At 64.8% G+C, this 12042-nt stretch carries 10 protein-coding genes and 1 tRNA gene; 5 read left to right on the forward strand and 6 right to left on the reverse strand.

Annotated features, from left to right (window positions below; translation table 11 throughout):
• Nucleotides 1-21: 21 nt before the first annotated feature.
• Complete coding sequence (locus KBZ22_RS07270) at nucleotides 22-165, forward strand: photosystem II reaction center protein K (RefSeq protein ID WP_106632264.1); 144 nt, start codon at nucleotides 22-24, stop codon at nucleotides 163-165.
• Nucleotides 166-173: 8 nt separating this feature from the next.
• Here KBZ22_RS07270 and KBZ22_RS07275 read toward each other — a convergent pair whose 3' ends face one another.
• The gene (locus KBZ22_RS07275) at nucleotides 174-899 is read right to left on the reverse strand and encodes a WecB/TagA/CpsF family glycosyltransferase (RefSeq protein ID WP_255021625.1); all 726 of its coding nucleotides are present in this window, start codon (nucleotides 897-899) and stop codon (nucleotides 174-176) included.
• A 61-nt stretch (nucleotides 900-960) separates the two neighbouring features.
• Here KBZ22_RS07275 and KBZ22_RS07280 point away from each other — a divergent pair, with 61 nt between their 5' ends.
• A complete protein-coding gene (locus tag KBZ22_RS07280) occupies nucleotides 961-4248 on the forward strand; it encodes a glycoside hydrolase family 15 protein (RefSeq protein ID WP_255021544.1) in 3288 nt (1095 codons plus the stop codon).
• Here the strand turns inward: KBZ22_RS07280 and KBZ22_RS07285 are convergent.
• From KBZ22_RS07285 to KBZ22_RS07300, 4 genes are all read right to left on the reverse strand, one after another.
• Nucleotides 4245-5237, reverse strand: a complete 993-nt coding sequence (locus tag KBZ22_RS07285; protein WP_255021545.1) for a Gfo/Idh/MocA family protein — start codon at nucleotides 5235-5237, stop codon at nucleotides 4245-4247. The genes KBZ22_RS07280 and KBZ22_RS07285 overlap by 4 nt on opposite strands.
• A 55-nt stretch (nucleotides 5238-5292) precedes the next feature.
• Nucleotides 5293-6600, reverse strand: a complete 1308-nt coding sequence (locus KBZ22_RS07290; RefSeq protein ID WP_255021626.1) for a hemolysin family protein — start codon at nucleotides 6598-6600, stop codon at nucleotides 5293-5295.
• A gap of 92 nt (nucleotides 6601-6692) precedes the next feature.
• A tRNA-Ile gene (locus KBZ22_RS07295) sits at nucleotides 6693-6765 on the reverse strand.
• 12 nt (nucleotides 6766-6777) lie between these two features.
• Nucleotides 6778-7263, reverse strand: a complete 486-nt coding sequence (locus tag KBZ22_RS07300) for an Occludin/ELL family protein (RefSeq protein WP_255021546.1) — start codon at nucleotides 7261-7263, stop codon at nucleotides 6778-6780.
• Between the two features lie 194 nt (nucleotides 7264-7457).
• On the opposite strand from KBZ22_RS07300, the gene pyrE reads away from it, so the two are divergent.
• A complete protein-coding gene (gene pyrE, locus KBZ22_RS07305; protein WP_255021627.1) occupies nucleotides 7458-8015 on the forward strand; it encodes an orotate phosphoribosyltransferase in 558 nt (185 codons plus the stop codon).
• Nucleotides 8012-8965: a folate-binding protein YgfZ gene (locus tag KBZ22_RS07310; protein ID WP_255021547.1), complete on the forward strand. Its 954-nt coding sequence runs from the start codon at nucleotides 8012-8014 to the stop codon at nucleotides 8963-8965. The genes pyrE and KBZ22_RS07310 overlap by 4 nt, the downstream gene beginning before the upstream one ends.
• Before the next feature lie 32 nt (nucleotides 8966-8997).
• On the opposite strand, the gene KBZ22_RS07315 is transcribed toward KBZ22_RS07310, so the two are convergent.
• Nucleotides 8998-10485, reverse strand: coding sequence for a TM0106 family RecB-like putative nuclease (locus KBZ22_RS07315; RefSeq protein ID WP_255021548.1), 1488 nt, complete (start codon nucleotides 10483-10485; stop codon nucleotides 8998-9000).
• 83 nt (nucleotides 10486-10568) lie between these two features.
• Between KBZ22_RS07315 and KBZ22_RS07320 the strand changes: the two genes are divergently transcribed.
• On the forward strand, nucleotides 10569-12038 hold the full coding sequence (locus KBZ22_RS07320; RefSeq protein ID WP_255021549.1) for a phosphoglucomutase/phosphomannomutase family protein: 1470 nt from the start codon (nucleotides 10569-10571) through the stop codon (nucleotides 12036-12038).
• Nucleotides 12039-12042 lie beyond the last annotated feature (4 nt).

Genomic DNA, 12042 nt, shown 5'->3' on the forward strand with positions numbered 1-12042 from the left:
CCTAGCTCAGTGAATTCCGGGATGGCTACCTACGCCCTGCAAACCCTGGCCCAACTCCCCGAGGCCTACCAAGCCTTCGGACCACTGGTCGACATCCTGCCGATCATTCCCCTGTTCTTTCTGCTACTTGCCTTCGTGTGGCAAGCCTCCGTCGGCTTTCGCTGAATCCGGCCTCAGCCCTTCCTGAGCACCTCCCAGGCAAATTTGGGTAGGGAGAGCATTCGGCGCCAGCGACTGGGCTCCTGAATCAGCCGGTACAACCATTCGATCTGCAGGGCTCCCATCCAAGCGGGGGCTCTTTTTTTGACCCCAGCCCAAACGTCAAAGCTGCCGCCCACACCCATCCAGAGGCCGCCACTGCGCCCAGGCAGCTGCTGAATCCAGGTTTCCTGGCGGGGTACGCCTAGGGCCGCCAGCACTAGGTCGGGCCGAGCTGCCAGCAGCTGCTGCTCCAACCCTGGCCAGGCTTCAGCCGGTTGGTAGCCATGGGCATGGAGCACCAGCTTTAGGCCGGGGAGCTCCTGGCGCAAGCGCGCGGTGAGCTGCTCCATCACCGCCGGTGAGGCCCCCACCAAAGCCACCCTCCAGCCATGGGAAGCCGCGTGAGTGAGCAAATCACGGGCCAGCTCAATTCCAGGACTACGCCGCACCCGGTAGCCCTGGCGGCCTAGGGCCCAGACCACGCCGGCACCATCTGGAATCACCAGGTCCGCCGCGGCGATGGCAGCCCCCAAGGCGGGATCAGCCTTTGCCGCCATTGTCATCTCAGCATTCAGGGTGACGATCTGCCCACCACTGCGCTGCCGCAGGGCCAAGGCCGCTTCAAACACATCAGGACACACGCTCACCGGCACCCCCAGAACCCTGGTGCGCATTGGCTCAGTTGCTGTTGATGCCATCAGGGGGGTGAGGTGGGGGTGGAGAATATATGGCTGGCCTACCACTGGCATAGGGACATCCATGGCGCAATCCCTGCCACTGAACAATCCGGCCCATCAGCCGGAACCCGAAGTTTCAGCCGCCCTGGATCCGGCTCAGGCCTGGGCCCTGCTTCAGGACCTTGATAGTCAAATTGATCGGGTGGTGTTGAGCCGCCAACACCCGATTACGGGACTGCTGCCAGCCAGCACCGCCCATACCGTGCACGGCAACTACGCAGACGCCTGGGTGCGCGACTGCGTTTATTCAATCCAATGCGTCTGGGGACTTGCCCTGGCCCATCGCCGCCTGCGGGGGGCCAGTCGCCGCGTATACGAGCTTGAAGCGAGGGTGCTGCAACTGATGCGCGGCCTGCTCAACGCCATGCTGCGCCAGGCCCCGAAGGTGGAGCGCTTCAAGCACAGCCTGCATCGCCTGCATGCCATCCACGCCAAGTTCGACACGGCCACCGGCGCTGCTGTAGTGGCCGATGACGGCTGGGGGCATCTGCAACTCGATGCCACGGCGCTGTTTCTGCTCCAACTCGCCCAGCTGACCCGCTCAGGCCTGGTGGTGGTGCAAAGCAGCCACGAGCGCGACTTCGTGCAAAACCTGGTGTACTACGTGGCCCGTGCGTACCGCGTAGCCGACTACGGCATTTGGGAAAGGGGCGACAAAGGCAACCACGGCCTCCCAGAGCGCAACGCCAGCTCGATTGGCCTGGTAAAGGCCGCTCTCGAATCCCTGGAGGGACTCGATCTCTACGGACCCCACGGTGATGGCCGCAGCTGTCTGGTGATCCCCCACGACGCCATCGTGAGGCTGCGCCGGGCTCTAGACGCCCTGCTGCCGCGGGAATCAGCGAGCAAGGAGGTTGACAGCGCCTGTCTGGCGGTGATCGGCTATCCCGCCTGGGCCGTGGACGACCCAGAGCTGCGGCGGCGCACCCGCGCCAAGATTCGCGCCGAGCTGGGTGGGGCCTACGGATATAAACGCTTCCGCCGCGATGGCCACCAAACCGTGGTCGAAGACCACACCCGCCTGCACTACGAGCGGGAGGAGCTGGCGGAGTTTGAGCACATCGAATGCGAATGGCCCCTGTTTTGGGCTTATGAACTAATCACGGCCTGCTGCGAAGAGCGCTGGGAGGAGGCCCGCCAATGGCGCCAGCGCCTCCATGAAGTGAGCCTGGAGCAAGCGGAGGGTGCCCTGCTCCCCGAGCTCTACCTCGTTCCCGAAGCAGCCATAGCAGCCGAACGGCAACAGCCCGGCAGCCAGCGCCGGCTGGCAAACCCCAACGTGCCCTTGCTGTGGACCCAAAGCCTCACCTGGCTCTCAGACCTGTTGCTTGCCGGATTAATAAGTCCAGAAGATCTCGATCCAACCGGGCGACGCCGGCCCAGCACTCTTGGCGCCGACCGGGTGCTGGTGGCGCTGGTGCCAGCTAACGCGGCTATCTCAGCCAGCCTGGAGGCGGCTGGACTGCCCCTGGCCCATCGCCCCAGTGACAACTCCGACCCCAGCAGCCCCAATACGGCGATCCACATCGGCGGCTCCCAGGAGCTGGCGATGCGGATGGCCCAGGTGGGTGCAAACCCCGCCCTCGGCCTCAGCGGCCATCCACCCGTGCGGATGGAAACCATGGCTACGGCTCGCCTTTACCGGCAGGGAACCAGCTGTTTTGCGTTTTTCCCAGCCGTGCTGGAGGAAGACACCTTCTACCTGGCAGACGATCCTGAGCAGCTCGTGGACGCCGTGACCGCCGAACTGCGCCTGTTGCAGCGCCACTGGCGCGGAAGCGGCTCGCCGCTGCTGCTGCTGCCGATCGCCGAGGGTGCCTTCCAGGCCAACCCTGATGCCTTCTTAAGGCTGGGGCAGCAGTTGCAGGCAGGCCAGCTGGACGGCGTGCCCGTGCAGCTGGCCCCGCTGGCAGAACTCATCGACCAGGGCAGCTGGGTGGAGCTGCCCGCCCAAGCGCCGGGGGCCGTGCTTCTGCCGCCTGCACCCATACCCTCCCCGTTGCGGGCTGGTACCAGCCAGACCCCCCTTAGCGCCAAGGAGGAGCAAGAACTCGAACGCGAGGACATCAGCATTGGCGAACTCGCCGATCGGCTCTGGCGCAGCTCCTCCCTGGAAGAGCAGGGCGAGGTGCTGGAGCAACTGGTGCGGCGCCTAGGGCCCGACTCCCGGCTGCAGGGGCCGGCCGGCAGCCAACCAGTACGCCTGCATGACCTGTTGGAGGAGGTCTACCGCCGCGCCCTGGCCGAAGCCGACTGGAACGTGGTGCGGCGGGTGGCTGGCGCCCTCGATCTGGTCCATCCCCAGCTGGAAGATGCCCTCACCGACCTGCTGGTGCGCCAGAAGCAGGTGGTGGTAGGACGCAATTACACCAGCGATTCGCGCATCAGCGAGCCCCAGGGCAGCGCCAGCATCGCCGCCATGATCCGTCGCTTCAGCGGCGAAGACGGCCGTGAATGGATGCTGCAGCAGGAATTGCTACTTGCCCTCGACAGCCTGGCCCGCCACGAGCCGGCCCTGCTGAGCGGCAGCCTCACCCTGCAACTGGGCCAGCTGCTGCTGTTGCTCACCGGCGAACTGGCCAGCGAAGCCGAGCTCAACCCCATCGACGCCTTCGAGGCCCTTTGCGATCAGCCCCCCCACGCCATCCAGCGCCGGCTGCGGACCGTGCTGGCTGACCTGGAACATGCAAAAGCCTCCCTGCAGCGCCAGGAGCAGCTGCATGTGAGCGGCCGGGTGCGTTGGGACGTTCCCGATCCTCTGGCAGAGCTACCCAAGGGAGGCTGCTGGCTGCAACACCGGCTGCGGCTCGGGGCCCTAGGGCGCGTGCCCCGCGATTTCTATCCCGGTATCTGGGATCTACTGCACCACTGCCACGGCATCGTCATCGGCGACAAGCTGGAGAAGCGCAACCGACTGGACAGCGGTCCCCTATTGAGTGAAAAGACACCTGGCGAACGTAATTTCGCCGCCCTTGTCGATCACCTACTCAGCAAAATCGAAGCGCCGGACTATCGCCAGCTATGTACGGAAACCCTGCTCACCTTGATCACCTTTATGGGTGCTAATCCCGAGGTGGTATTTGACGACGACCTGGTGTTAGACGTGGTGATCGGTCACGCCGTGCGGGTGGGCTGGCAGCAACGCCACCCGAATATTCCTGAGTCCCAATACGGCCTGCATAAGGCAGATGCCTGGGATCAGTTTTATCTGGCTTCGCCAGCGGATTGCCGCCGCTGGCAGCTGGCAGCTCTACGCCAGCTCACTAGCCCGGAAATAACCCGAGCAGCAAGGGCAACTTCGACGACCTAGATCGGGACCTCCAGGCTCATGCAGAGATTGGGCTGCTCGACACACTGCTCAATCAGGTCGGCCAACTGCAGAGCCCGGGAAGCCTGCAAGCCATCCACCGCCGGGGTCTCAACACCCCGCACGCACTGGAGGAAATGCTCTAGTTCGGCGTATAGGGGCTCAATGGAGGTGGTACTGACCTCTTCAATTACTCCATCGGATCTGTAAACCAGCTCGCCGTGATCTGCGCTCACCGACTCGTGAGCGCGGCGATGAATGTGCAAGGTGCGATTGAGAAAATCTGTCTCTACCAAGCTGCCGCGGCAGTGGGCACTAAGGCTGCGAATCTTGCGATGGGCCATCTTGCTGGCCGTCAGACTGGCCACCACACCATTAGCAAAGGCCAGGGTGGCGTTGACGTAGTCGATTGGCCCTTCAGCACTGCGACCACCGGCCGCCGCCAGGCGAATCACCGGCGCCCCAGCCAGCTCCAGCACAAGGTCAATGTCGTGAATCATCAGGTCGAGCACCACCGACACGTCATTGGCGCGGTCTGGGTTGGGACTGTGACGGCGCGCTTCAAGCACTACCACCTCCTCATTAGCCACAACCTTGACCAATTCCCGGAAGGCGGGATTGAAGCGCTCGATATGGCCCACCTGCAGCAGACGACCAGCCTGCTCAGCCGCATGGATCAACTCAACCGCCTCCTCCTGACTGGCCGCGATCGGCTTCTCGATCAGCACGTGCACCCCGGCCTTCAGGCAGGCCAAACCGACGCGGTGGTGAAGCAGGGTGGGCACGGCGATACAAACAGCGTCCACCTCGGGCAACATTTCCTCGTAGGAGGGGAACCAGCTGCAACCGAACTGCTCGGTAGCTAGCTGTCCGCGGCTCCCATCTGGATCAGCCACCCCCACCAGTTCGGCTTCTTTGATCAGGCTCAGCACCCGGGCGTGGTGCCAACCCATGTTGCCGATGCCGATGACACCCACGCGCACAGGGTTCAAGGCAGGGGCTCTCAACTAACTGCATTATCGGGGGTACGGGGGCCCAGAGCGGTGATCAGCCGCCCTCGGGGCGCTCCGGTTCGACGACTGGACGCTCGATCTGTACTCGCTCAATGCGCGGGCCATCCATGGCCAGCACCCGAAATTGGTGGCCCTTCCAGCGCAAACCTTCGCCTGCCGAGGGAATGTGCTGCAAGCGCTCGAGCAGGAAGCCAGCAAGCGTGTGATGACCTTCCGCCTCAGGCAACTGCAGCGCCAGCTGCCTGTTGAGTTCGAAGATTTCCAGGTCCCCTGCCACCGACCAGCAGCCTTCGCCGAGTTTCTGCAGATCCTGGGCCGCCTCTAGGGAATCTTCTTCCTCTCCGACAATCTCGCTGGTGAGGTCGGCCACCGTGACCAGCCCCTCCGTACCTCCATGCTCATCAACCACCACCAGCAGGGGCTGACCACTGCGAATCAGGGGCAGGAGCTCCGCCAGGGAAGTGCTCTCCTGCACCAGCGCCACGGGGGTGATGTAGGGAGCGAGGGGAGTGTCGGCACTGAGCATGCCCCTGGCAATGGGATCAGCAAGACGCCGCAGGTCAAGCACGCCACGCACGTCGTCGAGGGAGCTGCCGATTACCGGGAAGCGGGCGTGGGCGGTGTCATGGACCTCGCGCATCAGCTCGGCAAAACTCACATCCAGGGGCAGGGTGACCATGCCGGATCGGGGCACCATCACCTCCCGCACCAGGGTGTCCCTCAGCGAAAAGACTCCCTCCAAAATGTTGCGTTCGTCGGGCATCAGACCGGTGACGTTGCCGGTTTCGATCAAAGTTTCAAGCTCGCCAGCCGACAGGGCAGGCACCAGCTCATCCCAGTTACGGGGTAAGCCCAACAGGTGCAGCAGCACACCGCTGCAACGCTCAATCAGGGAAAGCAAGGGGGCCAGATTGCGACTCACCGCAGCCAGCAACGGCGCCAGTCGCAGAGCCGAGCTTTCGGGACGATGCAACACCCAGGCCTTGGGTAGTAAGCCGCCCAGCACGGTGGCAAGCAACACGAGTACAAGAAATAAACCGGCATCAAGCCAAACCTGGGGAATGGCTCCAGCAAAGTTTTTGGCGGCCATAGCCATGCCGAGCTGTTCAGCCAAGCCGCGACCGGCCCAGCCCAATGCCACCAAAGCGAGCGCCGTACCCAGCTGGGTAGCCACCAGCACTCGCCGGAGCCGATGCTGCAGCTTGGCAACGGCTTGGGCACCGGGCTCACCCGCCTCCTGCAGTTGCTGCACCCGGCTAGGCCGCAGGCGAATCAGGGCGAATTCCCCAGCGGCAAAAAAAGCCAGCAGAGCTAGCAAAATGGCCAGCGCCAGGACTTGAATCACAGGAAGCTCCGCCAGGAGACCCATCAGAAATCTGACGATAGGGGTTGCTGGGCAATCAGACCGCAGGGGTTGATTGAACCAAGGTGAAATGGGGGTCCCGAGGATCGAACTCGGCTAAGGCGAATTATGAGTTCGCTGCATTCACCAGATTGCTAGACCCCCTCGCCAGCAGTGCTACCAGAGGCCGCGCACCGGAGCGCTGTAGCTGGCACCGCCATCCTGCCAGCCTGGGCCATCAGGCTGGGAGCCAGAGGATCCCAGGCTGCCGGAATAGCCGTTTGACACATCCCCCGTACGCCAGGGCATGGGATCACTCTGCTGCTGAAGTAACACTTGATAAGTATTTTCCACTGCCGTGCCATCCCAGATGATCGTTTGATCCGGGAAGCCGAAGCCCATCACCCTGGTGCCATCATCACCACCCATGGCGATGCCAAATAGATCGGTGATTTGATTGGTGAGGCTCACGCCGCGAGCAAAGGGCGCCGTGTAGCTGAAAAAGCGTTGCTCCATCAGCTGGGGCGTGGTCTGAACGACGCCACAGCGGGTAACTTCAACGGGTCTGGCAGCTCCCCCATTGAGTGCCTGCCCACTGCTGTTTGGGGCCTCCAAGGTCGTGGTGCAAACCACTGGGCCCGCCGCTGCAGGGGTCGAGGCCAAGACTCCTACCAAAGACCCTGCGCCTACGGCCAAACCCAAAGTGGACCTTAAGTTGGTGCCGTAAGCCATTGATCCCGTCAGCCCAGGGCTGATCCTGTCGTGATGGTCGCAAACTAATCAACCAATCGCGAATGCACCAGATCTTGTCGACCGTTTCCCTGGCTGCCCCGTCATTCACTGCCAGCCCCGCAGAGATGCGCCTGGCCCTGCTTCCCCTGCTCGCCTCCCAGGCCTACCGCCACGGCAACTTCACCTTGGCCTCCGGGCGCAGCAGCCATCACTACGTCAATTGCAAGCCAGTCAGCCTCAGTGGTACCGGCTTGGCCCTGCTCGGCGCCCTAATGCTCGAGCAGGTGGAAGCGGAAGCGCGGGCGGTGGCCGGCCTCACCCTGGGGGCAGATCCCCTGGTGAGCGCAGTGGCAATGATGGCTGCCTTGGTGGGCCGGGAGCTCAATGCTCTGATCGTGCGCAAAGAGGCCAAGGGCCACGGCACCGGTGCCTGGCTGGAGGGGCCGCTGCCTGAACCGGGAAGCACCATCACCGTGCTTGAAGACGTAGTCACCACCGGCGGATCTTCCCTAAAGGCCGTGCAGCAGCTGCGTGAGGCTGGCTACACAGTGAACCGGGTAGTGACAATCGTGGATCGCCAGGAGGGGGGCGTCGAGGCGATGACGGCTGCCGGGCTCGAGCTGCGCAGCCTGTTTCTGCTGGACGAGGTGGCTGCCACCGCCGCGGACCTGGCCAACTCATGAGCTCCGATCCCTGGGGCTGGCAGCCCAGCGGCCCGTCTCGAACCGAACAAGCGGGCTACCTGATCCGCCTGGATGGCCCAGATTCGGGCAGATTTCTACACGGCCAAACCAGCTCGGCAATCGAAGGCCAGCAGCCCGGCAGCTGGATACCCAGCTGTTGCACCACCGCCACCGGTCGTCTGCGAGCCCTCGCTGAGGTGTTGGTGGATAGGGATGGGGCCTGGCTGCTGCTGCGCGGCGCTGATGGCACCGCCCTTTGGCAGGCCCTTGAGCGGGTGCTGTTCCCCGCCGATCGAGTGCAACTGGGTCCGGTAACTCCGGTGCGTTTAATCACGCCGCTTGGGGATGGCTGCGACACCCTGCCCCAGGTTGCTAATGGGAGCTGGATTTCTCTAGAAGATGGCCACGGTTGGTTGCTGGGCCGCCAGTTGGTCCTGCTGACAACCGCCGAGCTGCCCGCCTGGCTAGCCGATCGAGCGCCCCTGCCGGCCAGGGAACAGCAGCGTTGGCGCATCCAGCAGGGGGTGCCGGCGGCCCCAGGTGAGATCAACGACGACACCAACCCCTTCGAAGTAGGGCTCGCCGATCGGGTGAGCCTCAGCAAGGGCTGCTACGTGGGCCAGGAAACCCTGGCCAAACTCGCCACCTACGACGGCGTTAAACAACAGCTGCGGCGCTGGTTCTGGCGCGGAACCCAGGGCCCTGGAGAGCCAGGCACAGTCTTATTCGGTGCCAAGAAGGGCGACGAGATCAGCAGCCCCCGGGCGGGTCTGATCACCTCCAGCCTGGCCCTGGAAGATGGCCTCTGGATTGGCCTAGCCCTGGTGCGCCGCCAGTCGCTTCAACAAACCTGCCTGCGCGCCGGCCCCGATCCCGATGGCGCGCTGCTGGAGCTATCTCGCCCGCCAGCCATCGTTGATCCACCGGTCGGTGCCGGCCGTAAATCCTGAATCTTCAGTCCTGAATCTGAAGTCCTGAAGCGTTAGGGCTGAGCCAGCAGCCAGCGCACCACTGCCCAGGTGGCAAGACTGTCATCGCGGTTGTAGAGAAATATCCGCTGCAACTGATAGCGACTGGCCTGGCCCCGGCTACCGCCTTGGCGGTGCCATTGACGCCACTGGCGCCACCAAAGCAGGCAGCGGGCCCCATCTACCCCTTTCTGGCTCCAGGCAAAGCCCAACCAGCCGGCCACCGTCTTGAGCCCGTAGCTGCTCACCGGCAAGCGCCAGTGGCGCCGCAGCCGGGCGTGCACATCCAGCATCCTGCCCCGCAACCGGGCCACCTCAGCCTCACTGGCCCCCTGGCGCTGGGCCAGGCGCACCAGGCCAATCACCTCGGTTTCGCCGTAATGCAACACCGGCCAATCGGGATAGCGAGCAAGCAAACGCTGCAATCGCTGCCAGAGGCGCTGCTCACCATGCTCCTGCAAGGCCAGCAGGGGCTGGTAGCGGGCGGACTGCTCTAGCCAGCCCCCCGCCCCGTCGCTCTCCAGCACCACAAAACCGTGCAGGAAATCATCGCGGGCATCGGGATCGGATTCGATGTCGTAGAGCAGCACACCAGGTACTGCTGCCAACTCGGGCAAGACCGGCCCACGGCCAAGGCGCTGCGGCAGGCCAGAGGCCTGCACCCGGGCCTGGGCCACCAACTCAGCGGCAATCTCGCGGTGCTGCTCTCCGTAGACGGCCAGGGCCTCGGCTAACAGCTCTGGATCGCGGGCAGCCAGATCCGGCAGGCTGGTGACCCCCTGCTCCAGCAACATCTCGCGGCGCTTACCGCCGATGCCACTCACCTCGCTGAGATGCCCCATGGCGGCGGCCTCCGAATCACAGACGCCTCGCCAGCTGCACAGGGTGCACTTTTTGCGATCGCTCACCAAGGGCGGTGGCGTGGACTGGGCAAGATCAGCGGCGAGGCGCTGCAGGCTCTCATCGAGCTGGTGCTGCAGGCCGCTAGCCAATGCCAGGCGCTCCCGCTGCAGGAACCTGCCTTCACCGGCCACCACCAGACCATGGGGCACTGCTGCCTGCTGGTGCTCCGCCAACAGGCGCCCCCAAAGCGCCAGCACCACCCGAGCTTCGCGGGTTAGCCGTCGCCCCTGGCGAGCTAATACCGGCCGGTATACGTAGGCGCCCCAACGGCTTTGGCCAGCGATTCGCTCCAGCAGGGAGGGATGGGATTCCAATCGCACTCCCTGGGGACCAGCCCCCCGCAGCCGCAAGCCCACCACCCCGGCCGCCCCTGCGGCGCAGGCCGCCTCGCCGTGGCCCGGCCGCTGGGGCAGCAGGGTCTGAAAGCTGCGCAGCTGGTCGCTCAAGGCCAGGGCCCGGTGGGCATTCCACTGCCGCTCGCTGGCAACCCCAAAGCGATCCAGCCAGGCGCGGCGCCTGCATCGCAGCCAACTGCGCAGCAAGCGATCAGTGAGAGCCGGCTCGGGCCCTGAACATTCAATTTGGGACCGGGAAGTCAATGCTGGCATCCACAGACCCCGACGCTAGGGCTGGAGCGCCGCCGGCACCGCAGAATTACCCCAGCTCGGCATGCCCACCCCCCATGGCCTCAGCCCCCCTGCACCTGGAGGCCAGCCCGATCGCCTTCGGCACCGATGGCTGGCGCGGCATCCTCGGCGTGGACATCACCCTGGATCGACTGCTGCCGGTAGCTGCCGCTGCAGCCAGGGAGCTGGCCCACTCCGCCCCCGAAGGCCTGAAAAGCCGCGAGGTGGTGATCGGCTACGACCGCCGTTTTCTGGCGCCCGAACTAGCTGAGGCGATCTGCAGCGCCGTTAGAGGTTGCGGCCTGGAGCCCCTGCTTTCGGACACAGCCACTCCCACGCCTGCCAGCAGCTGGGCCGTGGTGCAGCGCCAGGCCCTGGGCGCCCTGGTGATCACCGCCAGCCACAACCCGCCGGAGTGGCTCGGCTTAAAAATCAAGGGACCGTTCGGCGGCTCGGTGGAAGGCGACTTCACCCGCCGAGTTGAAACCCGCCTGGAAGCCGGTGGCATCACCGTGCCGATCCCGGGCGACCCCCAACGCTTCGATGCCCTGGGCACCTACGTGGCGGGCCTGCAGACCAAGGTGAACACTGCGGCCCTGGCGGCAGGCCTAGAGCGCCTGGGGCTCACGGTGATTGTCGATCCAATGCACGGCTCAGCAGCCGGTGTGCTGCCGGCCCTGCTGGGCAATGGGGCCAGATCCAGTGGCGTCATCCGCGAAATTCGGGCAAACCGGGACCCCCTATTTGGCGGCAACCCTCCCGAGCCGCTGGCCCCTTACCTGCAGGAATTGATCACGGCCGTAACCGCCAGCACCGCAGCTGGCCGGCCCGCCATGGGGATCGTGTTTGACGGCGACGGCGACCGCATCGCCGCCGTGGATGAGCGCGGCCGCTTCTGCAGCACCCAGCTGCTCATGCCCCTATTCATCGACCACCTGGCCCGGGCCCGCCAGCTGCCGGGCTGCGTAATCAAAACCGTAAGCGGCTCCGACCTGATGCAACTTGTGGCAGAAGGCCTGGAGCGCCAGGTACTGGAAAAGCCCGTGGGCTTCAAATACATCGCTGCAGAGATGCTGAGCGGCGAGGTGCTGGTGGGCGGCGAAGAATCGGGCGGCGTGGGCTTCGGCATGCATCTGCCAGAACGGGATGCGCCCTTTGCAGCCCTGCTGCTGATTGAAGCGCTGGTGGAGGGAGGCCTGCCCCTTGGGGAGCGAATCGATGCCCTGCAGCAGCGCTGCGGTGGTGCCGCCGCCTACGACCGACTCGACCTGCGCCTGCCAGACATGGCAGCCCGCGAGCGCCTCGAAGCAAAGCTGGCCGCAGCACCGCCCAGCGAGGTGGCCGGCAGCCCCGTGCTGGAGGTAATCACCACCGATGGGGTGAAGCTGCGGCTGGGCCCCAGCCACTGGCTGATGCTGCGCTTCTCCGGCACCGAACCGCTGCTGCGGCTCTACTGCGAAGCCCCCAGCGAAGCCCGCGTGGCTGAGGTGCTCGGCTGGGCACGGCAGCTGGCGGAATCGGTCTGACGCC

Origin of the sequence: Cyanobium sp. L1E-Cus, from assembly GCF_024345755.1 — a bacterium.
In the GTDB taxonomy this organism is placed as follows: Bacteria; Cyanobacteriota; Cyanobacteriia; order PCC-6307; family Cyanobiaceae; genus Cyanobium_A; species Cyanobium_A usitatum.

What these genes read in the sequence shown, in the direction of transcription:
- KBZ22_RS07270 (WP_106632264.1), top strand. Translation starts at nt 22, where the DNA reads ATGGCTACCTACGCCCTGCAAACCCTGGCCCAACTCCCCGAGGCCTAC.
- KBZ22_RS07310 (WP_255021547.1), top strand. Translation starts at nt 8,012, where the DNA reads ATGAGCTCCGATCCCTGGGGCTGGCAGCCCAGCGGCCCGTCTCGAACC.
- pyrE (WP_255021627.1), top strand. Translation starts at nt 7,458, where the DNA reads ATGCGCCTGGCCCTGCTTCCCCTGCTCGCCTCCCAGGCCTACCGCCAC.
- KBZ22_RS07275 (WP_255021625.1), bottom strand. Translation starts at nt 899, where the DNA reads ATGGCATCAACAGCAACTGAGCCAATGCGCACCAGGGTTCTGGGGGTG.
- KBZ22_RS07280 (WP_255021544.1), top strand. Translation starts at nt 961, where the DNA reads ATGGCGCAATCCCTGCCACTGAACAATCCGGCCCATCAGCCGGAACCC.
- KBZ22_RS07320 (WP_255021549.1), top strand. Translation starts at nt 10,569, where the DNA reads ATGGCCTCAGCCCCCCTGCACCTGGAGGCCAGCCCGATCGCCTTCGGC.